Origin of the sequence: Streptomyces sp. A012304 (genome assembly GCF_026008495.1) — a bacterium.
Taxonomy (GTDB): Bacteria; Actinomycetota; Actinomycetes; order Streptomycetales; family Streptomycetaceae; genus Streptomyces.
Window position 1 is genome coordinate 1 of the sequence record NZ_BQUN01000038.1, and the last position, 20,696, is coordinate 20,696.

The following is a 20,696-nucleotide window of genomic DNA, read 5'->3' on the forward strand; positions in this document are numbered from 1 at the left end:
CGGCTCCTCCTGGAAACCGTCCCCACCCGACCCACCCCCGCCACCCCCTGGGGCTACTGGACCGAAGCCCAGCAAGACGACCACTGGAACACCCTCTGCGAAGCCGTCGACACCCCCAACGCGAAACGGCCGGCCGTCCGCTGCACCGGATGCGGCCTCCCCCTCGACCGGACGTGGACCGCCCAAGGACACCGGCACCACGCCACCTGCACACCACGCCCCGCACACCACCAGGAGCAGACGTGAAGAGCCCCGTCCCGTACTTCGGCAGCAAGCAGCGCATCGCGCCGTGGATCGTGTCGCTGCTGCCCGACCACGACCACTACGTCGAACCGTTCGCCGGCGGCCTGTCCGTGCTGCTGGAGAAGCGGCGGTCGCCGATGGAGACGGTTAACGATCTCGACAGCGAACTGATGACGTTCTGGCGGATCCTCCGCGACCAGCCCGAGCAGCTGCTGCGCGCCTGCCTGCTCACCCCGCACTCCCGCGCCGAACTCGAAGCCACCTGGGACCTGACGGACGACGACCTGGAGCTGGCCCGCCGCATCTGGTGCCGTCTCGCCCAGGGCCGCTCCGGGACGCTGCGGAACACGGGCTGGCGCTACTACATCGACCCGGCCGGCTCGTCGACGTCGATGCCCGGCTACCTCGAGGCCTACGTCCTCCGGCTCGCCTCCGCTGCGGAGCGCCTGCGGGACGTGTCCCTCGAGGCGTTGCCCGCCCTGGATCTGATCGCCAAGTACGGCAAGCAGCCCAAGGTGCTGCTCTACGTGGACCCGCCGTACTTGGGTTCGACCCGCGGGTGGGGTCGGAACTACCGGCATGAGATGAAGACCGACGCCGAACACCGAGCGCTGGCGGCCGCCCTCGCCGACTGCCGGGCGGCGGTCGTCCTCTCCGGCTACGACAGCCCGCTGTACACCGACCTCTACGACGGCTGGCACCGGTACGAGCGAGCCGCCACCACGGGCAACGCCAAGGCCGACAAGGGGCGCACGGAGGTGCTGTGGTCGAACGTCCGGCTCGGCGACCAGCTCGACCTGTTCGCCGACGACGTTCCCGCTGTCCTGCCCGCCCCGCGCCACGCACACCAACACCACTGTCAGCAGCAAACACGGAGACACACATGACGCAGCAGAGCCGTCCCGCAATGACCATGCGAGAGATCCGCGAAAGCCTCGGCCACATCAAGCCCGGCATTCCCGAGCCGACCGTTCAGCCCACCGGCTACGTCGTGTCCTGCCTGCCGGCTGGCCACGACGATCGTTGGACCTTCACCATCCAGGTCAAGTACACGGGCGACGGGCTTTTCGCCGTCCGCCACGGGATCCGCCAGTACGGCACCGACGGCACATGGTCCTACGAGCCGGACTTCGACGAGGACTACGACGCCGAGGCGGCATGGCTGAAGGAGCACCGGTTCGAACACGACGAGGCGCTGCGGCTGGCGAAGCAGCTCGCGCCAACGCTGACGTACCGGGGTCGGACGGTTGCTGACGTCCTCGCCGCTCCCGTCGAGGACGCCGCCGAGACGCACGTCGTCGCGGACGACAGCGACGACCCCGAGCACGTCGACGACTGCCCTGGCTGCGTCGCCGCTCCCGTTGGTGGCGAGGACACCAGGAGCAACCGATGACCGGGCGCTACGGCCGACGTCAGCCCGAGACCGCCGTCATCCACGGTGACGGAACCCGCCACTGCGCCTGGTGCGGCGACTACATCGACCCCATCGACTGGTGCCCCGACTGCACCCCGGAAGCCCCCTGCGCCACCCAGGGCGGCCCGCACCGGCGGCTCCGCAAGCGCTCGGACGCCGCCTACTGCGACCCCGGCTGCAAGTCCGCCGACCGCAGCGACCGCGAAGGCTCCGCCCGCCGCCGCCGCACCAACTGGGTGCAGCAGGCGCGATGACCAACGCCGCTGTCCTGCCCGCCCCGTGACCACGCGCACAGCCGGCTGTCAGTGCCACCCCCTACCGTCCCAACCCACCACAAACCAGGAGAAACCATGACCAAGCAGCTCCCGCACGACGAGTACATCGCCGCCGTTGCTGACGCCCTCACCGCTGCCGGCCTCCACCCGGCGGACGCGTTCACCGACGACTCCGACACCAGCGGCAGCCACTTCTACCTCCGCGCCGTCATCACCCTCGACGACTCCTCCGGCATCCCCGCCACGCGCTGGCGCCACGGGCTGATCCTCATCTGGGAGTGGCACACCGGTATCGAGGCCGCCGACGGAGAGCCGGAGCGCGGCCCGTCCTGGGAATGGGCTCGCCTCGTCGACGAGCACGGCCAGTGCGGCGAGCGGGAAGCGCTGACGGCGATCGGTTACGCGTCGCCGGCCTACGTCGTGGAGAGCGTCCGCGCGCTCATCGAGCGCCGCAACCAGTCCACGCCTGCCGAGCGGTGGGAGCGGGCCGACGGGCTGGACGCCGCCTGCGAGGCGTGGGGCATTGAGGAGACCTCGGAGCGCCCGGAGAAGTGCCCCGAGTGCGGGGCCACCCGCTTCGACTTCGCGCCGAACCACTGCGACGGGATCAGCCAAGGCCACGCCTGGCTGTGCACCGGCTGCAAGTGGGGCCAGTGGCTCACCGCGTGACCACGCACGACACCGGCCGCCCCGGGCGGAATCCGGGGCGGCCGGCACCCCGCATCGTCCCACGACCTGAACGGAACCCCATGACCACCGAACCGATCCGTGCCCCCTGGACGGCCGACCAGGCAACCGCCCTCAACGCCTTCCAGCACTACGGCCGCATGCACCCGTTCACCTGCGGGGCACTCCACGAGTCCGGCCAGTCGCCGATCCTGGTGGCCACGCACTCGGGCTGGACATGCCCCGACCCGCAGTGCACGTTCCGGCAGGACTGGGCGCACGCGTTCATGATCGAGCGAGGCGCCGCCGCCGTGCCTGCCCCGCCGCCCGCAGACCGGGCCGCCTTGCTGGCCGAGGCGATCGCCCGCGTGGAGGACCCGGAGGAGCGCGCCAAGACCACAACCGGGCTCGGTCTGGGCTGGGAGGCCGCGCGGGACGTGCTGCGCCGGATGGCCGCCGAGGAACAGCCCGCCGAGACGCTGTGCCGCTGCGGGCACGGCAGGGACCGCCACGCCCCCGACGTCTACGGCACCGGCACGTGCGCCGACTGCCCCGGCGACGAGGAGCGGTCCTGGCGGCACCCCTACACCCCCACCGAACGGCCCGCCGTCGGGGAGCAGCCCGCCGTGCCTGCCGAGACACACACCACCGAGACCCCCGCGACGGAGTGACCGTCGCATAGCCCACGGCGGGGCGTGACGGCCCCACAGACGCCCGAACACCCCGCCGTGCGGCTCTCGCGACGCCGGAACACTTCCCAGAGCCTCACAGAGGCGCTCAGCGCGCCGCCCCCACAAACCTGACACAACCGGAGCAACCCGTGACAAACCCCTACCGGATCCTTGTCACCGGCAGCCGCGACTGGAACGACCGAGCCGCCGTCGACGACGTCCTCACCGCCCTCGCCGCTGCCAACACCTTCCACAACCGAACCACCGTCATCGTCCACGGCGCGTGCCCCACCGGCGCCGACGCCATGGCCGACGACTGGGCGCGCTGGCACGCCGCCCGCTCGCCGCTGATCGAGCTCGAACGACACCGCGCGAACTGGCGGCCGGGCGGGAAGCTCGACCGCTCCGCCGGGTTCCGCCGCAACACCGAGATGGTCCAGCTCGGCGCCGACGTGGTGCTCGCCTTCATCAGCCCCTGCACCAAGCCGAACTGCCGCCAGCCGAAGCCCCACGGCTCCCACGGCGCGACGCACTGCGCCGACCTTGCCGAGCAGGCCGGGATCCCCGTCCGCAGGTGGACCGCATGACCCTCGCCGTCACGGCCGGGACCGTCGCCGGCCTCGTCTGCCCCGGCCTCAGCCTCACCGCCGCACTCGCACTCACCGCCTACGCCTGGAGGAACCGATGACCCCCGCCGACGAACTCAGGGCCGCAGCTGAGAAGCTGCGCCCGCTCGCCGAGACCGCGCAGCACGACCTGGAGACCGCCGACTACTGGAAGCCCTACACCTCCGACGCCTGGGCGCACGGATTCATCAACGGCTTCGGCGGCCCCAGCTCCGACTACGCCGCCGTCCTGCCACCAGCCGTCGGCCTCGCCCTCGCCGACTGGCTGGACATCGCCGCCGAGTACGCCGAGCGCTGGCCGCCGGACGCGCAGACGAACAGCCCCTTCCGTGCCGGAGCCCTCGCCGTCGCCCGCGCCATCAACGGCGGAGGCCAGCCGTGACCGGACCGGCCGTCCGCGCCGAATGCCCCGGCTGCGGACAGCCCAGACTCGTCACCGTCGCCGGGGTCTTCGGCCGCCACCGCAAAGACGGCACTACCTGTTCCGGCGCCGGACAGCCCGCAACAGGCGTCACCCCACCCGCATCCCGGCGCGGAACCACCGGCCTCACCGGACCCCCGCCGCCCGACGAGCCAGCCGCCGGACGCTCCTGCGACGCAGGCCACTGCAACCGGCCGTCCATCGGCTGGCGCCTGTACCGGGGCTGGCGCGAATGGCTCCCCGTCTGCGGCCTCCATATGGAAGGGCCCGCAGGACGCACCCGCATCTACGACCCCGAGGAGCAGCGATGACCGCGCCGACGTGCGGCGTCCCGCACTACGACTACCCCGAGTCCGTGTGCACCGAGCCCGCAGGCCACTACCAGCGGGAGAGGGATCCGCATGCCGGGCCGCTCATCATCGACGGCCGCGAGTGCGGCGGTGTTGCTTGGGATGAACCGGAGCACCCGCGGTGACCGGGCCGAGCAGCTCGCCCCGCGGCGAGCACACGCCGAAGCCGGGCGTCACGTGGGACACCGTCCTCGCCCGCACCGAGACCGTCGTCGACGACACCGCACCCGACCCCCGCCCGAACCGGGCCACCCGACGCGCCCTCAAACGCGCAGCACGGAAGAAGCAGCGATGACCGACCAGACCCCCGCGCACGGCTGCACCATCGACGGCCAGCCCGCCATGCCCATCCGAGTCGACGAGTACAACCAGCTCATCGCCGACCTCGCCGCGCTTCGTGCCGTGGCGCGCGGCTACTGCCCGGCCTGCGGACGCGGCGACGCCGCACCCACCGCCGACGACTGGGAACAGCAGCGGCAACGCGCCGACCGCGCCGAGGGCGAGTGCGAGCACCTCCGCGCCCGCCTCGGCAGCACCATCGCATCCATCCGGCTCCTGAAGATCTACGCGGACGGCCTCGACCACGGTCGTCAGGTCGACGCAGCTAACGTCGCCCGCCGCATCCGCCGCATCGTGGCCGGGCTCGATGACCGACAGCCGGACAACCAGCTCACGGCCGCACTCCGCCCCACGGGCGGCCCGGCAGCGACCCAAGCGACCGAGACCGAGACCACCGCCCGCGTCTTCGCCGCGCTCCACCGGTCCGCCGAGCAGGACGTCAGCCGCGTCATCGACCTGTACGAACGCTGGGTGAAGGCCGGACCGCCGCCGCTCGGCACCTCGGTGTCCCGCTGGTGGGACGCCCGCCTCATCGAGCTGCACGACGCGATCGCACCGCCCGAGCCGCAACCCAGCACCGACCAGACGAAGGAGTCCTGACCATGGGATGGGGATCCGCCTACAGTCTCTTCAACACCGTCGCCGACGCTCTGATCGAGGCCGAAGCCTCCGACGAGATCAAGGAACGCGCCCTCACGAAGGTGATCGCCCGGCTGCAGGAAGACGACTGGGACACCGAGCTCGACTCGCTGCAGTCCTACCTCGACGACCCGGCCATCGTCCGCGCCTTCGCCAACAACGACATCGTCTGGCCCGAGTAGGCATGGCATCCTGAGAGCGGCAACGTCCGTCTGCCCTGGGAAACCTTGGCACCCGAGAAGTCGTCGGCGTACAGCCGGACGGGCCACGCTCGGCGCCCGGCGATGGGTTCGAAGAGATCTCCCTCGCGGGCTCCACCAGGTGGTCGCGATGCGCGCAGCGACCGGGCGACGAGCACCGCCTGCCGGGACAAGTCGGAACCAGGGAACTGGATCCCTCCCGCCATCGAGCGGGTTGTGGCCCCCGGAGACCAGCGCCCGCCCCCGTGAGCAACAGACAGGGGCGGGCGCTCGCACGTTCCCAGACATGAGGACGGCCCGCCAGCATGTACCCCTACAGCTGACGGGCCAGCGCCTCCTAGGGCGCCCCTCGCGGGACACCAGCGACGGTACGCCCCCACCGGTCAGACCGAAAGATGTCGGCCCCATTGACCTGAAACCGCCACAGGCGCAGCCTGAACCCCCAACCATCAGAAGGGGGCACCTCATGACAGACGCGCCCGAAGACCACCGCGTCATCTCCCGTGACCTCCCCGACGGAGGCCGCATCATCGCCGTCGTCAAAACCGGCCGCACCCCCGACGAACCCAGCGACGACGAGATCCTCGACAGCATGATCGAACGGAGCCGCAACCGTCGGCACCTCCACGCGGTCGACGACGAATAGGGTCAGTGCACCCAGCTGTCCGGTCCGCCGCCCCGCCACACGATCCACGCCGCGCCGGCCACGTCCACGCCGGGCAGGCCGGCCTCCGCGAGCAGCGTGGCGATCCCGGCCACCTCGAAGGCACGGCCGAGGAGCCGTCCGTCGGCGCGGACGCCACGCCCGCCTTCCTCATCCGGCGGGTACACCGTCACATCGGCCATACCGGCAGAGTGCCGCACCCCACTGACAGCCGCCCCGTCCGCGTCACCCATCCGGGCGGCTTGACAGGCGTCCTACCGTGGGATTGCTGCACCGGTGCTACCGCTGCTCGTACCGGTGGAGCGCTACTCACCCGCCCGATGGACAGCGCCGCCGGGCACGGCAAAGGCCCCGACCACACGGTCGGGGCCTCGCTGCGTGTCGGGGCTACTCGGCGGTTTTCTGCTGCTCCTGCCACTGGACCCGCAGATCCCGTAGTTCTTCGCAGATTCCGTCGTACACGGCACGCGCCTGGTTCAGCGCCTTGCGTGCGTCCGCCGCGTCCGCTTCAAGGCGACGGCGTCGATCCTCGTACTCCTCATGGGTCATGGGCGTAGCTCCTTGCTGCTGTGGCCTTGGGGGGAGGTCGGTCCGCTTGCCCTGCTGCTTGGGGTTCGCCTCGAACCAGGCGGCAACCTCGTCAGCTCGGAAGCGCAGCTTCGTCTTCTCCGTGCCTTCCACCGGAGCGGGCTGCGGGAAGGTGCCGCTGCGCCGGTAGCTGTGCACGGTCGTCCGGCTGACGCCGTACTCCGCCGCGATCTCGCTGATGGTGATCAATCGCGGACTCCCCTCGCGCTCAGGGTTTTTGGGCACGGCTACATCCTCCCTCAACTTCTTGACATCTGTCCAGAAGTTGGCCACTGTGGAACGGCACCAACAAGTCGGCCCCGGTCGGTGTGTGAGAGCCCGACCGGGGCCAGCCATCCACCTGCCGTGAACAGGAGAGACAGCCGCATGCAGCGTACCGACCAACCGCAAGCACGGCCCACCCCCACGCAACCCGAGCCCGAGCGTGCCCCGCTGCCGCAACCGCTCCTCGACCTCATCGAGAAGATCAGCACGGCGCTCCGCCAATGAGCCGGCCGCCCGGCCGTACCGCGACCCGCACCCTCGCACTCGTCGCGCTGGCCGCCACCGTGCTTGCGCTCGCCGTCGCCGTCTACGGCACCCACTGACCGCCGCGCTCTCGGTACATCCCCCAGCCGAGAGCGCGGCACCCACCCCGAGAGGAGCCCCGCGTGGGCCTGTTCAGCCGCAAGAGCCGCAACGACGACGGCATGTCCGACGCCGACATGCACCGGATGATCCGCGAGGACCAGCAACGCCGCGAACAGACCGCCGAAGCGGCCGCCCGCGACGCCGCCGCCCGCGAAACCAAGTGGAGCCGCATCGTCCAAGGCCACACCAGGCGCGGCGAGGACGACTCCCGCCGCGACTACGCCATCCGCCAACACCAGCAGGCCAAGACGGACCGCGCCGCGGCGGAGACGGAGATGCTCAAGGCCAAGTCGATCCTGTCCGACTACCGCCGCCGCTGACCGGCTGTCCGATCCGCCGGACACCACGCCGGCGGTGAGGAGAACCGCGCCAGCCCGCCACCCCCACCCGGGAGACCCGCCATGGCACGCCGCCACGACCGCATCCTCCACCGCCTCCTCTACGCCACCCTCATCATCCTCGCCCTGATGCACCCGGACACGGCCGGCCACGTCGCCCAGCTCGCCGCGACCGTCCTCCTCACCACCGTCGCCGGCATCGCCCAGGCCGCCGCCGCCCAGCCCGAAGCCGCGCTCCTCACCGCCGGCGGCATCTGGATCGCCCACCAGATCCGCACCCACCGACCCACCGCACGCGTCACCCACTGAGCCGTCTGGAGGCACTCGTCATGGCCCGCCCGTTCCGCCGCGCGACCCGCACCGTCAACGAGGTGGTGAACGGCGTGCCCGTCGCCTACGACGTCCCCGACACCACCCCGCCCCCGCCGCGGCTCCCCTTCAACCTCGACAGCCTGCTGCGCCGCGCCCTGTTCACCCTCGCCATCGTCATGACCATCGGCGCCATCATCTGGGGCACCGTCGCCATCGGCAGCATGCTCACCCTCCTCGCCCCCGCCTGGGCCGCCTACCTCGTCGCCGGAGTTTTCGACGCCGGATGGGCCGCCTGCCTCATCGCCGAATGGATCCTCCGCTACGACAGCAAACGAGCCGAAACCCCGAGGAACGCGGGCGTCGCGATGCTCGTCGTGTCCATGGCCGCGATCATCACCCACGGTGCACTCGCCGGCTCGTGGGGCTGGATCGTCGGGATCGTCGGCGCCCTGGTCTCCGCCGCGGCGAAGGGCGTGTGGGCGATCGGCATGCACACGATCCGGATCAAGCTCGACCCCAAGTACGAGGCGTACCTGCGGGCCCGGCAGCAGCAGACCGGCACCGAACTCGCTCTCGCCCTCGGCGACCGGGACCAGGCCCTCACCGAGGACCGGACCGTGAAGCTGCGCCTCGCCCTCGAAGCCCGGCGTGGCGGTCCGGAAACCACGGTGGACCAATTCGTAGTCCAGCCCGAGGCCACACCGGTTCAGGCCGCTGACCAGGCCGTGAACCAGATCGAGAGCAGCCCCGAACCGGCCCTGTCCCCGGTTCAGCCCACCGTCCAGGCCGCGAACCGGACCGCGGACCGCCCGGTCCAGCCCGACGACCAGGTCGCTGAACTCCTGCGCCGTCTCAAGCTCGGCGAGCAGATCACCAAGCAGGACGCCGCCGACATCCTCGGCGTCCCCCCGTCCACCGCGTACCGGCGACTGACCGCCGCCAAGGACCAGCTCCGCCAGTACAACTGACCGCCGCCCGCTCCGGCCCCCACCCCTGCCCGTGGGGGCCGCGCCGTCTCCGGAGCCACAGCGTGAAGATCACCCGCACCGACATCGCCGCCGCCGTCGCGCTGCCCAGCCTCGTATCCGGCGCCGCCCTCCTCGCCGACTGGCAATACGGCCAGCACGCCACCGCCGTCGAAACCATCACCGCCATCGCCGCAGGCAAGCTGGCCGCCGTCTCCTTCGCCCGCAAGTGGTCCCCGTCCCTGTCCTGGGGCGCCGGCGCCGCCGCAGCCGCCTTCACCCAGGCCGCCATCACCGGCGCCGCGGGCGGAGGCCCGGCGTTCTACTCGTGGCTCGTCTCCGTCGCCCTCGCCGCTGCGGCTCGCGGCGCGTACCGGCACCACACCCGCCACGACGATCTGAAGGTGGAGCAGGAGTCCGTCAAGCTTCAGACGGCGTTGATCCGGCAGCAGATGGCCGCGCACCAGCTCGCCGTGCGGACCGCGCCCGAACCGGTCCAGTCCGGACCGAACCTGACCGGGCGGACCGTCGAGGAAACCAAGCTGCGGACCGTGGTCCACGAACTGTTCACCGCCGAACTCCCGGGCTGCACCGTGGAACGGACCAAGACCGGCTGGACCGCAGTCCTCGACCTGCCCGTGAACCTGGACCGGGACCGGCTCCGGGCCGCGTGGCCCAAGGTCGCCTCCGGAATGGGCGTGGCCGGGGAGTTCGTCCTCGACGACGGGGCGCTCACGAACCAGCTCATCGCCCGGTTCATCGACGGCGACCCGCTCAGCGCGGTCGTGCCCTACCAGTGGGCCAGCGCCACCCGGTTCACCGACCCGGTCCTCCTCGGCGTGGACCGGTTCCTGAACCCGGTCTGGCTCGACATGGCCTACAACCACACCCTGGTCGCGGGGTCCAGCAAGTTCGGGAAGTCCACGCTGGTCCGGTCCATCGCGGTCCAGCTCGCGGACCGGCCCGACACCATCCTCTACGGCATGGACCTCAAGCCCGGCGCGCCCGAGTTGACGCCGATGGCGCCGATCCTGCAGGACGTCGCCGAGACCCCCGAGCAGGCCCACGCCCTCCTCGACTGGCTCAAAGCCGAGCTGGGCGAGCGCGGCGAGATCCTCGCCTCCGCAGGCGACCAGGAATGGGACCCCGAGAAGCACGGACGCCCCGCGATCTGGGTCATCGAGGACGAGTTGGCGGAGCTGGTCCGGCAGGGCGACGTCGGACAGTGGAAGAAAGACCCCGCGTCGAAGAAGCAGGAGTCCCTGCTGGCGTTGATGCGGTTCGCCGGCATGCACTTCCTGTCCGCCACCCAGCAGCCCTCCCGCAAGGTGTTCGGCGGGACGACCGACGCGCGCGGCAACTACGCGAACCGGCTGTCCACCCGCATGAACGACGCGGACCACCGCCGGTTCATCTTCGGCAACACCCCAGGCTGGGAACCCGGCAAGTTGGACCAGCCCGGCAAGTTCCTCCTCCAGTCCCCGGTCCACCAGCAGCCCGCCCCCTATAAGGGCATGTGGCTGACCGGGGACGAGTTCCGGGCCGAGGTCGCCCGGATCGGCGCAACCACCGTCCGCGCACCGGTCGGGAAGCGGCTGATCCTCCCGGTCCCCGGGGCCAGCAATCAGGAGAAGGTGCGGAACGCGCTGACGAAGTACGGGAACGCCACCCGCCGTGAGCTGGAGCAGGCGACCGGGCTGGAGGAGCGGCAGGTCCTGAAAGCGATAGAGGGCCTCAAGCCGGAGGTCGAACGCACCGACGCCGGCACCTGGCGTCTGGTGCCCTCGGAGGCGTGGGAAGCGCAGGCAGTGTCCGTGCCCTGAACGGGCCGAGTTCGCAGGTCAGACGGCCCTCAATCAGGTCCCCTGCCCCCTTCCCCGGTGCGCGCGGACAGCGTCGTCGGGGGAGGGGTCTCGGCTTCTCTGGCGACCCCTCAGGGGACCGTTTGACAGGGCTGGGAGACTGGCTGTGTCGAGTGCCGGGCCCTCACCGCAACCCCCCGTCGGTGAGGGCCTACTCGTGTCCGGCCACCGGCTCAGGCTGCGGCGCGGGAACAGCGCGGGCAGTCCAGCCGCGACCGACCGCCGCGGACGGGCGCATCGTGGGGACGGCGCCGAGCAGCTGGCAGAGGCGGTCGAGTTCCCGCTGGCAGATCTCCCGCGTGCCGCCGCGCACCATGTACACCACGTCGTCCATGAACGGCAGTGTGACGCCCCCGGGTTGAGGCCCGCTACCCGTTCTTCGCTTCGTCCGTCTCCAGCGTCAACGGGAGCTGCGCCCCGCCCGTCATGATGGTGCGCGCATCGTCCGGGCACGGAGACCCGGAGATGCCGGCGTTTTCGTCGCCGAGGCACTCGTGTTCGGTGTACGCGTCCACCGACTTGTTGATCTCGGTGATCTTCTCCACCGTGCGCGGGTAGGCGTCTTGGCCGCCCGCCTCGTCGATGGCCTGCTCAAGGTCGGTGACGACGATGGCGATGTTGGTGAGGTGTTCGGCGCAGGCCTGGTCCCCGACCTGATTGCAGACGGCGGTCTCTGCGGTGGTCGCTTCCTGGAGCTTCGGGCCCCATTCGGCGGCGAGGCCGGCCGGACTGCTGGACGAGCTGCTTGCGGTGTCCGGGTCGTCGCTGCTGCTGGTGCATGCGGTGGCGGCGAGCAGGAGTGCGGCCAGGACGGCGACGCGGGTGTGTCTGTGCATGGTGGTACCCCCCTTGGTGATGCCGGTGAGGGTAGATCACAGGCAGGGTGGGGGGTTAGGGGTTCGCGGGGATTCACCCCGCGAGAGCGGCCCCGCACCGGAGTCCGGGCGGGGCCGTCGTCATGCGGTGGGCTCAGGCTCCGCGCGCGGGCAGTCCGGTGGTTTCGCACTTCATGCAGATGAATCCGGGCGGCGGCGCGCCGTGGCAGTTCTGGCATTCCGCAGGCGGTTCCATCAACTGCTCGGGGCTGAGGCCGAATACCGCTGCGAGCGCCATGAGGTCGTCAACATCAACGCGGCGCTCCCCGCGCTCCAGTCGGCTCAGACCGAGAACGGGGATTGAGCGGCCCTCTTTCGCAAGGCGCTCGGAGAGTTCCACGTAAGACCATCGGCGATCCTCGCGGAGGCGCCGCACGGTGCGCCGCACGTTGTGCCCAGCGGGGCCGAGCGGGTTCTTCGCCACCTCGCTCATGTGGGCTCCTCGTCCGGGCGCACCGGGCGGTCGCCGTCGTGCTGGTAGCGCCATGGCGGCCCCTCAGAGCCCGGCGTCCGCCTCCCCAGCACGCCCCGCCCGTCCGCCCGCCGATAGACCAGCCTGCGCTTACCCATCTCATAGATCAGCCCGTCGTAGACGCGGGGCGGGTTCGCCGGATCGCCGGGGATCACGATGAGCATGCCGTCGGCCGGGCCGCCAACGAGCTGAATGCCGACACTGTTCACACCTGCTCCTCGTCCGGGCGCACCAGGCCCGCGCTCTCGGGGTGGGTGGTCATCCACTCGTCCACGTACTGATCGGCTTTCCCCTCCTTGTCCGCCTCCTCCATCGGCCAGCCGTTCAGTGCGCACAGTGCCTTCCACAAGCCGATGATCTCGCCGGTCAACTGGAGGCGCATCCAGAACGCTGCGTCGCCCGTTTCGGCCTGCATCGCGTGACGCTGCTCGTCTAGGCGGACGATCTCGCGGCAGATGGCATCCACGGCAGGCTGCTGCTCGGTCAGCAGCTTCGCGGCGTTCGCTTCTCCGACGAGCCGGGTCAGGGTTGGTGCTAGACCATTCCGTAGCGCATCACGTCCGATCTCTAGCGCCACTTCATCGCGGTGGGCGTCGATGAACGCGTTCTTCTCGGCCGTGGTGTAGTTGTCCCACAGGGCCCAGTAAAGGGCTTCACGGGCGCTCATGTGGTCTTCTCCTCGCTGCTCACCGGGTGCTCCTCGCTGATCGTCACGTCGAGGTGCTTCGCGATCTCCAACGCCAGCTTCTCCCGCAGCACTGCCTCGACTTGCTCGCGCCCGAGATCGGGCCGCATGTCGGTGAGGGAGTTGTCCCACATCTCGCGGGGCGCTTCGAGGAAGACGGTGCAGAGTTCCCCGTTGACGGTGGCCTCGGCACGCAACATCACCTGGTCGTTGTTCATGTGCTGGTCTCCTCGTTGCTCTTCAGGTCGGTCCGCGCTCCCTGTCCGGGCCGCTGGAAGTCCAGGATCGTCTTCGGCTTCCACACCGGGGAGCGTCCGAAGACGTTGTCGGGCTCGGGGAGTTCGCGACGCCCGCGTGAGCGGTAGGTGCGGATGGTCTGGGGTGTGACGCCCCAGTGTTCGGCGACGTCGGCGACGGTCCAGTAGTCGGCGGTTGGGTCGGCCATGTCTCCCCCTGTTGTTGTGACGTAGACAAAGTCTATCGCCGCACCCCCAGGGAACTTCGCTGTATTCATGTTGACAAGGTTAGTCGTGCGGCCCTAACCTTGTCTATGTCAGCAAGACGAAGTCAGGGGGACCCGATGAGGCACACCAAGAACGAGACCACCACCCAGACCCTCACCCGCCTCATCACCGCCCTCGACAAGCGCCAGCCGGTGACCATCACCTACACCAAGGCCGACGGCACCGAGACCATCCGAACCATCGAGATCCACGACGTCATCGTCACCGCCGCCGGCGACATCGTCCTCCGCGCCGCCGACCGCGACACGGCGGAGATGCGCTCCTTCCGCGTCGACCGCATCCAGGCCTACACGATCCACCGCAGCGCCTACACCCTCGCCCGGCCCACCGCCGTCGACAAGCCGGCCCGCACCACCACCGGCCTCGCCACCGTCACCGTCCTCTACCCCGTCGACTGCCCCGCCATCGCCCGCGTCGAGCTCCTCGCCGACGCCCTCGCCGCCTAGGAGCCCCTGTGTACCGCATCGCCATCGTCCGCAAGGGCCAGCCCGCCGACCGCCGTATCTGTGACGGTCGCGGTGAACTCCGCGACATCGTCTGGGAGGTGATCCGCGCCGAGGGCGCCACCATCACCGACGCCGACCACGCGCCGCTCATGGAACTCGCGGCAAACGCCCGCAACCTGGCCGACAACGAGGGATTCGCCGCCCTGGAGTTCGGGAGCGCCGCGATCACCATCCGCCCCCACGCCGAAGCCGCCGCCTGAGGAGTCCCCCATGGCCCGCCGTACCGACCCCGTCTACACGCTCCGCTGGGACACCGAGGACCGGGAGCGCACCATCACCGGCAGCAGCCGCCGCATCCACGCCCACACCGCGTTCGTGCACCGGCTCGGGCTGGCCGGCATGGCGTGGGACATCGCCGTCCATGACGAGTCGGGGACGGACGTGACGGCCCGGTTCTTCAACCACCTCGACCAGCAGACCGCCCAGCTCCCGCAGGTTGGCGACTTGGTGGAGGTCGTGTCCTCCGCGCACGCCGCCCCGGGTGTCGTCGGTCGGCTGCTGGCCGTCGACCCCGGCGACCCCATCGACCACTACAAGATCCAGGGTGTGACCGGCCCGCAGGACTGGGCCACCACCATCCGACCCGCCTGACCCTCGCCGCCTAAAGGAGACCCGCCTTGGCCCACACCATTCGCTGCGCCCACGACGACTGCCCCGAGTACTCCCTCCGCGCTGGCTTCCAGCCCACTTCCCGCGAGGAGGAAGCCTCCGACCACCGCCGCAAGCTCGCTGCCGACGGCTGGAGCGATGTCGAAGGCCGGGACTACTGCCCCGACCACGATCCGCGCCAGCCCGCCGCCTGACCGCCCGACACGACAGGAGTACTCACATGACCGACCTCGCCCGCAGCCTCGAAGCCGTCAGCCCCAAGGCCCCCATGACCCACCTGGCCCTGCGCATCGGACTCGGCAGCGTGGCCGGCCGCCCGGCCACCGAGCAGGAAATCGACCAGGCCCCCCGAATCCCCGAGGGAGCCACCCGCGCCGAGTACGCGCAGATCCTCCGCAACACCTGAACCCACCCGCGCGCCGAAGGCCCGCCCCCTCCCCAGGGTGCGGGCCTTCGTCCTGCGCGCCCGCAACGGCCGCCACCCCGCACCCGATCCGGTCACATCACCGTCACAAACCCACCACACAACGCCAATCCCCCCTACGCTCACCCCGCACCAGCCACACCAGCAGGGGGGAAACACCCATGCGCGCCCGCGCCCTCACCACACTCGCCACCGCCAGCCTGCTCGCCCTCACCGCCTGCAGCAGCAACGACAGCCCCGACAACACCACCGCCAGCAACAGCCCGGCCAGCGCCACAGTCAGCAGCAGCACGCCGGCGCCGAAGGAACTCGACGCGCAGCAAGTCGTCACCGCCCTCACCAAGGCGATCACCAGCACCAAGGCCGCCACCGTCTACACCGCCGCCACCGACCCAAACCAACTCCTTGGACGCCCCAACGGCTACACCTCCAAAGCCGACTTCACCGACAGCCGCGCCAAGCCCAAGCTCGACGACGAAGTCCAGAACGGCGGAAGCGTCGAGATCTACAGCGACCCGGCCGACGCACAGGACCGCGCCAAGTACATCGCGGACACCCTCGACAAGATGAAGATCTTCGGCACCGAGTACCACTACCTCAACGGCGGCATCCTCCTCCGCGTGTCCGGCGCGCTCACCCCCGACCAGGCCGCCGAGTACGAGGCCGCACTGAAGCAGCTGAGCTGAAGCCGCCGGAAGATCACCCGCGCGTGCCGGGCCACACTAGACGGCATGACCGCCTACCCGGCACGCTGCCCGGCCCGCAACCTCAACGGCCGCATGTGCTCCCACCGCGCCGGACAAGGCACCGGTCACCCCGGGCTGGGCACCTGCATCTGGCACCGAGGCGCACACCAACACGTCGAGGAGGCCTGGGCCATGGCCCAAGAACTCGCTGCCGAGCGCGACATCACCCCCCACGAAGCCCTCCTGGGCCTCGTCCGCACCGCCACCGCCCGCGCAGCCTGGACCGACCAGATCATCGCCCAGCAGATGCGCGACCACATCGACTCCGGCGGCGACCCGCTCAACCCGCCACAGGAAGTCAAGAGCTGGCTCGGCCAGTCCCGCCTGGAACGCAAGCTCGCCGCGACCACCGCGAAGCAAGCCGTCGACGCCGGCGTGATGGTCGCACTGGAACGGCGCCTGGACCTGGAAGGCGATCTGGTGGCCGCCGCCCTGTCCGCGGCGCTCGACGCGCTCAACCTCGACCACGAGCAGCGCGTCAAGGCGCTCGGCGCCGCGCAGCAGCACCTCCTCGCCGCGGGCCGAGACGCCACCACACACCCGGAATGATCATGCGTTGGGGCTGTCTACCGTCCGCCGCATGAGACTCCTGCTCACCGGCGCGTCCGGCTTCGTCGGCTCCACCGTCCTCGCCCACGTCCTCACCCACACCGACTGGCACGTCGTCTGCCCCGTCACCTACCGGCACCACGGCGACGGCGCCCGCATCAACGCCGTCCTCGACGCCCACCCCGACACCCGCCACCGGGTCGACGTCATCGCCCACGACCTCGCCCTGCCCATCACCCCGCTCCTCGCCGAGCGGATCGGGCCCATCGACTACGTGTGGAACATCGCCTCCGAATCCCACGTCGACCGCTCCCTCACCGACCCGGTGCCGTTCGTGCGGAACAACGTCGAACTCATGCTCAACATGCTGGAGTACGCGCGCGCCGCCCAGCCCCGCATCTTCCTCCACATGTCCACCGACGAAGTTTTCGGGCCCGCCGCCCCCGGCTACCGGCACCACGAATGGGACAGCATCCGCCCCTCCAACCCCTACGCCGCCTCCAAGGCCGCGCAGGAGGCGATCGCCTACTCCTACTGGCGTGGCCTCGGCATCCCGCTGATCGTCACCAACACGATGAACCTCCTCGCGCCGGCGCCGCAGGCCGCAGAGAAGTTCATCCCGAAGATCGCCCGCGCCATCTTCGGCGGGGAGAAGCTCACCGTCCACGCGTCCCCGGACGGCGTGTCCGGGTCGCGCTGCTGGGTCGACGCCCGCGACTTCGCCGCGGCGTGGCTGTGGCTCACCGAGCACTTCGACGGCGACGAGCGCCTCACCTACTACCCGACGATGCCTGCGGGCCCGCTGCGCTACAACGTCGTCGGCGACGAGGCATCGAACCTCGACGTGGCCCTCCGGATGGCGGCGGCCGCGGGCCGGGAGCTGGACTACGAGCTGGTCGACTACCACTCGCAGCGGCCCGGGCACGACCACCGGTACGCGCTGGACGGGTCGCAGCTGACGAAGCTGGGCTGGCCGGGTCCGAGGCCGTTGGACGAGACGCTGGCGGACATCGTGCACTGGTACGCCGACAACCCGCAGTGGCTCGCCGCGTGATCTCCGTTCTGCTGCCGTCCCGTGGGCGCCCTGCCGCGCTCGCCGAGAGCATCGCGTCCCTGCGCGATACCGCTGGGAAGCGCAGCGTGGAGATCCTCGTCGCGGCCGACCCTGACGACCCGGACACCATCGCGGCCGCCGAGCAGCTGGCCGCCGACCACCTGTGGGTCGCCCCCGAGCGGTACGGCTACGGCCGTCTCCACGAGTACGTCAACGCACTCGCCGCCCGCGCGAACAGGGAGTGGCTGATGCTGTTCAACGACGACGCCCGCATGCTCACCCCCCACTGGGACACCGTCGTCGAACGCCAGCAGCCCGGCGTGCTCTGGCCCAGCAGCAACGACCTGCCGGGCTGCAACACCTTCCCCCTCTGGCCCCGCGCCTGGACCACCACGGTCGGCCACGTCAGCCTCAGCCCCCACTGCGACACCTGGATCCAGCAGATCGGCGACACCCTCGGCCAGCAGCAGCGCATCCCCGTGGAGATCCTCCACGACCGGGCCGACCTCACCGGCGGCCACAACGACCTCACCCGCGCCGAATCCGCCAGCGGCTACCGCACCGCCGAGTTCTACGGGCCCGTCATGCAAGCCGCGCTGGCCCGTGACGTCGAGACGATCCGCCCTCTCGTCTGCAAGGAGAACACCCCATGAAGATCGGATGGGTCGGTCTCGGCCACCTCGGCCTGACCTGCGCGCTCGCACTCGCCGAGCACGGCAAACACCAGGTCTACGGCTACGACGTCACCAGCCGCCCGTACGACATCCTCGCCAGCCGCACCCAGCCGCACGAGGAGGAAGGACTGCCCGAACTCATCACCCACAACGACCCGGCCGGACGCGGCCACGGCCTCACCGCCGTGGACAGCGTGGCCGACCTGGTCGAGCAGGTCGACGACGGTGGCCTCCTGTTCGTGGCGGTGCAGACCCCGCACGACCCCCGCTACGGCGGCGAGCAGCCCACCCTGGATCCTCCCGTAGATTTCGAGTACGGGTTCCTCATCCAGGCCGTCCGCGACGTCGCCCGTGAAGCCGAGCGGCAGGACAAAGATCTGACCGTCGTCATCGTGTCCACCGTCCTCCCCGGCACGACCCGCGCCCACCTCGCACCCCTGGCCGGCCGTCGGGTGCGGCTGGTGTACAACCCGTTCTTCATCGCCCTGACGACGACGCTCCGCGACTACCTGCGGCCGGAGTTCGTTCTCCTCGGCTCCGACGACCCGGACGCCCTGGCGCAGGTCGCCGACCTCTACCGGGCGCTCCACGACCGGCCGGTGCACGCGGTGTCAATCGAGTCGGCGGAGCTGCTGAAGGTCGCCTACAACACCTTCATCAGCCTCAAGATCGTGTTCGCGAACTCGGTGATGGAGATCTGCCACAAGACCGGCGCCGACTGCGACCAGATCACCGACGGCCTCGCACTCGCCACCGACCGCATCGCCTCAGCGGCCTACCTGCGCGGCGGGATGGGCGACTCCGGGGCCTGCCACCCCCGCGACAACCAGGCCATGTCCTGGCTCGCCCAGCGCCTCGACCTGTCGACCGACCTCATGGGCTACGTCACCCACGCCCGCGAGCAGCAGTCCGGATGGCTCGCCGACCTCGTCGAACACTGGCACCGCCTCACCCGCCTGCCCATCACCCTCCTCGGCAAGGCGTACAAGCCGAACATCGGCCTCACCACCGGTTCCGCCGGAGTGCTCCTCGCGCACCAGCTCACCGACCGCGGACTCCCCGTCGCCCACTACGACCCGCACGTCGACGGGCCCGCTGAAGTGCCGCCGGAGCCGTACCTGTACGTCATCACGACACGACACGACGCCTTCCTGAGCTACGAGTTCCCGGCTGGCTCGGTCGTCATCGACCCCCACGGCTACATGCCCGACCAGGCCGGCGTCACCACCATCCGCGTGGGGAGGAAGCGGTGACGCGGGCACCGATCGACGTCACGGTCGTCGTCCCCTACCACCACGCCCGCTCCACCAGCGGCATGCTCGCCCGCGCCGTCAACTCCATCGACGCCCAGACCGTGCCGCACCAGCTCATCATCATTGAGGACCGCGGCAGCGACGGCGCCGCCATCACCCGCCAGCGCGGCTTGGAGATGGTCACCACCGAATGGGTGGCGTTCCTCGACTCCGACGACGAGATGGACCCCACCCACCTCGAACACCTCCTCGCCTGCGCCGCCGACACCGGCGCCGACTACGTGTACCCCCACTACCGGGTCGCCGGAGGCACCGACCCGCGGCCGTGGATGCTCGGCCGGCCGTGGTCCAACGACGACCCGCAGCAGACCACGATCACCGTGCTGGTGCGCACCGGACTTGCCCAGCTGGTCGGGTTCCGCACCAAGGGCGACCTGCAATCCCCGGGGCGCCTGTACGCCGGCGAGGACTGGGAGTTCACCCTCGGCTGCATGAACGCCGGAGCCCGCATCGTCCACCACCCCGGCGTGACCTGGACGTGGCACCACCACGGCCGGAACTCGGCCGGCATCCCGGGCCGCGGGGACGCGCGGTGAAGCTGAACGTCGGCTGCGGCAACCACTACGCCCCGGGCTGGACCAACCTCGACCCGAACCCCGGGGTCTCGGTGCGGCCGGACATCGTCGGCTCGCTGACGGACCTGCCGCGGTCGGTGGTCTGTGTGACGGCCGTGTACCTCGGGCACGTCCTGGAGCACCTGCCGTACGACATCGTGGTCCCGGCGCTGCGCGGTCTTTGGGAGCGCTGTGAGCCGGGCGCCGCTGTGGCTGTGGTCGGCCCTGACGTCGACCGGGCGCGTGCCCTTCACGCCGACGGCGCCATCGACCAGGCCACTCTGGACGGAGCGGTCTACGGCGCCGGGCGCTGGGCGGGCGACGTTCATCTCTGGGAGTGCACCGAGGCGGCGCTGCTCGACGCGGCCGCAGCGTCCGGTCTCGCCGATGTACGGCCGGTACCGGTCGACTCTCCAAGCCTCGACGCGTTCCCGATCGTCTCCCGCGCCCCCTGGCAGTGCGCCATCCACGGCACCGTGCCCGGGAACCCGACCGCCGCCTGAGCGGT

The 20,696-nt window shown here is 70.6% G+C and carries 38 protein-coding genes; 29 read left to right on the plus strand and 9 right to left on the minus strand.

Features of this window, described 5'->3' with window-relative positions; translation table 11 throughout:
• The 13 genes from ALMP_RS08565 to ALMP_RS08625 all read left to right on the plus strand — a co-directional run.
• The coding region (locus tag ALMP_RS08565; protein ID WP_264925663.1) for a hypothetical protein at window positions 1–246 on the plus strand (246 nt) is incomplete at its 5' end.
• Window positions 243–1,130, plus strand: a complete 888-nt coding sequence (locus ALMP_RS08570; RefSeq protein ID WP_264925664.1) for a DNA adenine methylase — start codon at window positions 243–245, stop codon at window positions 1,128–1,130. The genes ALMP_RS08565 and ALMP_RS08570, both read left to right, overlap by 4 nt.
• Window positions 1,127–1,636 carry a hypothetical protein gene (locus ALMP_RS08575; protein ID WP_264925665.1) on the plus strand — a complete coding sequence of 170 codons (510 nt, stop codon included), beginning with the start codon at window positions 1,127–1,129 and terminating at the stop codon, window positions 1,634–1,636. Before ALMP_RS08570 ends, ALMP_RS08575 begins: the two co-directional genes overlap by 4 nt.
• Window positions 1,633–1,911: a hypothetical protein gene (locus tag ALMP_RS08580; RefSeq protein WP_264925666.1), complete on the plus strand. Its 279-nt coding sequence runs from the start codon at window positions 1,633–1,635 to the stop codon at window positions 1,909–1,911. The genes ALMP_RS08575 and ALMP_RS08580 overlap by 4 nt, the downstream gene beginning before the upstream one ends.
• A 96-nt stretch (window positions 1,912–2,007) precedes the next feature.
• Entirely contained in the window at window positions 2,008–2,601 is a 594-nt protein-coding gene (locus ALMP_RS08585) for a hypothetical protein (protein ID WP_264925667.1), read from the plus strand.
• Window positions 2,602–2,681: 80 nt separating this feature from the next.
• Window positions 2,682–3,269 carry a hypothetical protein gene (locus ALMP_RS08590; protein WP_264925668.1) on the plus strand — a complete coding sequence of 196 codons (588 nt, stop codon included), beginning with the start codon at window positions 2,682–2,684 and terminating at the stop codon, window positions 3,267–3,269.
• Window positions 3,270–3,418: 149 nt separating this feature from the next.
• Window positions 3,419–3,856 (plus strand): DUF2493 domain-containing protein, encoded by a 438-nt coding sequence (locus ALMP_RS08595; protein ID WP_264925669.1) that lies wholly within the window; start codon window positions 3,419–3,421, stop codon window positions 3,854–3,856.
• Between the two features lie 97 nt (window positions 3,857–3,953).
• Window positions 3,954–4,277, plus strand: a complete 324-nt coding sequence (locus ALMP_RS08600) for a hypothetical protein (protein ID WP_264925670.1) — start codon at window positions 3,954–3,956, stop codon at window positions 4,275–4,277.
• Between the two features lie 346 nt (window positions 4,278–4,623).
• Window positions 4,624–4,791: a hypothetical protein gene (locus tag ALMP_RS08605; RefSeq protein ID WP_264925671.1), complete on the plus strand. Its 168-nt coding sequence runs from the start codon at window positions 4,624–4,626 to the stop codon at window positions 4,789–4,791.
• Window positions 4,788–4,961, plus strand: coding sequence for a hypothetical protein (locus ALMP_RS08610; protein ID WP_264925672.1), 174 nt, complete (start codon window positions 4,788–4,790; stop codon window positions 4,959–4,961). The genes ALMP_RS08605 and ALMP_RS08610 overlap by 4 nt, the downstream gene beginning before the upstream one ends.
• The gene (locus tag ALMP_RS08615; protein ID WP_264925673.1) at window positions 4,958–5,605 is read left to right on the plus strand and encodes a hypothetical protein; all 648 of its coding nucleotides are present in this window, start codon (window positions 4,958–4,960) and stop codon (window positions 5,603–5,605) included. The genes ALMP_RS08610 and ALMP_RS08615 overlap by 4 nt, the downstream gene beginning before the upstream one ends.
• A 2-nt stretch (window positions 5,606–5,607) precedes the next feature.
• Complete coding sequence (locus tag ALMP_RS08620) at window positions 5,608–5,826, plus strand: hypothetical protein (RefSeq protein ID WP_264925674.1); 219 nt, start codon at window positions 5,608–5,610, stop codon at window positions 5,824–5,826.
• A gap of 484 nt (window positions 5,827–6,310) precedes the next feature.
• On the plus strand, window positions 6,311–6,490 hold the full coding sequence (locus ALMP_RS08625) for a hypothetical protein (protein WP_264925675.1): 180 nt from the start codon (window positions 6,311–6,313) through the stop codon (window positions 6,488–6,490).
• Window positions 6,491–6,492: 2 nt separating this feature from the next.
• On the opposite strand, the gene ALMP_RS08630 is transcribed toward ALMP_RS08625, so the two are convergent.
• Window positions 6,493–6,690 carry a hypothetical protein gene (locus tag ALMP_RS08630; RefSeq protein ID WP_264925676.1) on the minus strand — a complete coding sequence of 66 codons (198 nt, stop codon included), beginning with the start codon at window positions 6,688–6,690 and terminating at the stop codon, window positions 6,493–6,495.
• 205 nt (window positions 6,691–6,895) lie between these two features.
• On the minus strand, window positions 6,896–7,285 hold the full coding sequence (locus ALMP_RS08635; RefSeq protein WP_264925677.1) for an AlpA family transcriptional regulator: 390 nt from the start codon (window positions 7,283–7,285) through the stop codon (window positions 6,896–6,898).
• Window positions 7,286–7,746: 461 nt separating this feature from the next.
• Between ALMP_RS08635 and ALMP_RS08640 the strand changes: the two genes are divergently transcribed.
• The 4 genes from ALMP_RS08640 (at window position 7,747) to ALMP_RS08655 (ending at window position 11,164) form a co-directional block, all read left to right on the plus strand.
• A complete protein-coding gene (locus tag ALMP_RS08640) occupies window positions 7,747–8,046 on the plus strand; it encodes a hypothetical protein (RefSeq protein ID WP_264925678.1) in 300 nt (99 codons plus the stop codon).
• Window positions 8,047–8,127: 81 nt separating this feature from the next.
• The gene (locus tag ALMP_RS08645) at window positions 8,128–8,373 is read left to right on the plus strand and encodes a hypothetical protein (RefSeq protein ID WP_264925679.1); all 246 of its coding nucleotides are present in this window, start codon (window positions 8,128–8,130) and stop codon (window positions 8,371–8,373) included.
• A 20-nt stretch (window positions 8,374–8,393) separates the two neighbouring features.
• On the plus strand, window positions 8,394–9,344 hold the full coding sequence (locus ALMP_RS08650) for a hypothetical protein (protein ID WP_264925680.1): 951 nt from the start codon (window positions 8,394–8,396) through the stop codon (window positions 9,342–9,344).
• Between the two features lie 62 nt (window positions 9,345–9,406).
• Window positions 9,407–11,164 carry an FtsK/SpoIIIE domain-containing protein gene (locus ALMP_RS08655; RefSeq protein WP_264925681.1) on the plus strand — a complete coding sequence of 586 codons (1,758 nt, stop codon included), beginning with the start codon at window positions 9,407–9,409 and terminating at the stop codon, window positions 11,162–11,164.
• Between the two features lie 190 nt (window positions 11,165–11,354).
• Here the strand turns inward: ALMP_RS08655 and ALMP_RS08660 are convergent, their stop codons facing one another.
• From ALMP_RS08660 to ALMP_RS08690, 7 genes are all read right to left on the minus strand, one after another.
• Window positions 11,355–11,537 carry a hypothetical protein gene (locus tag ALMP_RS08660; protein WP_264925682.1) on the minus strand — a complete coding sequence of 61 codons (183 nt, stop codon included), beginning with the start codon at window positions 11,535–11,537 and terminating at the stop codon, window positions 11,355–11,357.
• Window positions 11,538–11,571: 34 nt separating this feature from the next.
• Window positions 11,572–12,039, minus strand: a complete 468-nt coding sequence (locus tag ALMP_RS08665) for a hypothetical protein (RefSeq protein ID WP_264925683.1) — start codon at window positions 12,037–12,039, stop codon at window positions 11,572–11,574.
• 133 nt (window positions 12,040–12,172) lie between these two features.
• Window positions 12,173–12,511 carry a helix-turn-helix domain-containing protein gene (locus tag ALMP_RS08670; protein ID WP_264925684.1) on the minus strand — a complete coding sequence of 113 codons (339 nt, stop codon included), beginning with the start codon at window positions 12,509–12,511 and terminating at the stop codon, window positions 12,173–12,175.
• Window positions 12,508–12,759, minus strand: a complete 252-nt coding sequence (locus ALMP_RS08675) for a hypothetical protein (RefSeq protein WP_264925685.1) — start codon at window positions 12,757–12,759, stop codon at window positions 12,508–12,510. Before ALMP_RS08675 ends, ALMP_RS08670 begins: the two co-directional genes overlap by 4 nt.
• Entirely contained in the window at window positions 12,756–13,217 is a 462-nt protein-coding gene (locus tag ALMP_RS08680) for a hypothetical protein (RefSeq protein WP_264925686.1), read from the minus strand. Before ALMP_RS08680 ends, ALMP_RS08675 begins: the two co-directional genes overlap by 4 nt.
• Window positions 13,214–13,453, minus strand: coding sequence for a hypothetical protein (locus ALMP_RS08685; protein WP_264925687.1), 240 nt, complete (start codon window positions 13,451–13,453; stop codon window positions 13,214–13,216). The genes ALMP_RS08680 and ALMP_RS08685 overlap by 4 nt, the downstream gene beginning before the upstream one ends.
• Complete coding sequence (locus tag ALMP_RS08690; protein ID WP_264925688.1) at window positions 13,450–13,680, minus strand: AlpA family transcriptional regulator; 231 nt, start codon at window positions 13,678–13,680, stop codon at window positions 13,450–13,452. Before ALMP_RS08690 ends, ALMP_RS08685 begins: the two co-directional genes overlap by 4 nt.
• Before the next feature lie 135 nt (window positions 13,681–13,815).
• Here ALMP_RS08690 and ALMP_RS08695 point away from each other — a divergent pair, with 135 nt between their 5' ends.
• From ALMP_RS08695 to ALMP_RS08750, 12 genes are all read left to right on the plus strand, one after another.
• Window positions 13,816–14,205: a WYL domain-containing protein gene (locus ALMP_RS08695; protein WP_264925689.1), complete on the plus strand. Its 390-nt coding sequence runs from the start codon at window positions 13,816–13,818 to the stop codon at window positions 14,203–14,205.
• Window positions 14,206–14,213: 8 nt separating this feature from the next.
• Window positions 14,214–14,465 (plus strand): hypothetical protein, encoded by a 252-nt coding sequence (locus ALMP_RS08700; RefSeq protein ID WP_264925690.1) that lies wholly within the window; start codon window positions 14,214–14,216, stop codon window positions 14,463–14,465.
• Window positions 14,466–14,475: 10 nt separating this feature from the next.
• A complete protein-coding gene (locus ALMP_RS08705; protein ID WP_264925691.1) occupies window positions 14,476–14,856 on the plus strand; it encodes a hypothetical protein in 381 nt (126 codons plus the stop codon).
• 26 nt (window positions 14,857–14,882) lie between these two features.
• Entirely contained in the window at window positions 14,883–15,068 is a 186-nt protein-coding gene (locus ALMP_RS08710; RefSeq protein ID WP_264925692.1) for a hypothetical protein, read from the plus strand.
• Between the two features lie 26 nt (window positions 15,069–15,094).
• Entirely contained in the window at window positions 15,095–15,280 is a 186-nt protein-coding gene (locus ALMP_RS08715) for a hypothetical protein (protein ID WP_264925693.1), read from the plus strand.
• A 179-nt stretch (window positions 15,281–15,459) separates the two neighbouring features.
• Entirely contained in the window at window positions 15,460–15,984 is a 525-nt protein-coding gene (locus ALMP_RS08720; RefSeq protein WP_264925694.1) for a hypothetical protein, read from the plus strand.
• 45 nt (window positions 15,985–16,029) lie between these two features.
• Window positions 16,030–16,593, plus strand: coding sequence for a hypothetical protein (locus tag ALMP_RS08725; RefSeq protein ID WP_264925695.1), 564 nt, complete (start codon window positions 16,030–16,032; stop codon window positions 16,591–16,593).
• A 31-nt stretch (window positions 16,594–16,624) separates the two neighbouring features.
• Window positions 16,625–17,647, plus strand: coding sequence for an NAD-dependent epimerase/dehydratase family protein (locus ALMP_RS08730; RefSeq protein WP_264925696.1), 1,023 nt, complete (start codon window positions 16,625–16,627; stop codon window positions 17,645–17,647).
• Window positions 17,644–18,300, plus strand: a complete 657-nt coding sequence (locus tag ALMP_RS08735; RefSeq protein WP_264925697.1) for a glycosyltransferase family 2 protein — start codon at window positions 17,644–17,646, stop codon at window positions 18,298–18,300. The genes ALMP_RS08730 and ALMP_RS08735 overlap by 4 nt, the downstream gene beginning before the upstream one ends.
• Window positions 18,297–19,574: a hypothetical protein gene (locus tag ALMP_RS08740; protein WP_264925698.1), complete on the plus strand. Its 1,278-nt coding sequence runs from the start codon at window positions 18,297–18,299 to the stop codon at window positions 19,572–19,574. The genes ALMP_RS08735 and ALMP_RS08740 overlap by 4 nt, the downstream gene beginning before the upstream one ends.
• Entirely contained in the window at window positions 19,571–20,170 is a 600-nt protein-coding gene (locus ALMP_RS08745; RefSeq protein WP_264925699.1) for a glycosyltransferase family A protein, read from the plus strand. Before ALMP_RS08740 ends, ALMP_RS08745 begins: the two co-directional genes overlap by 4 nt.
• On the plus strand, window positions 20,167–20,691 hold the full coding sequence (locus ALMP_RS08750; RefSeq protein ID WP_264925700.1) for a hypothetical protein: 525 nt from the start codon (window positions 20,167–20,169) through the stop codon (window positions 20,689–20,691). Before ALMP_RS08745 ends, ALMP_RS08750 begins: the two co-directional genes overlap by 4 nt.
• Window positions 20,692–20,696 lie beyond the last annotated feature (5 nt).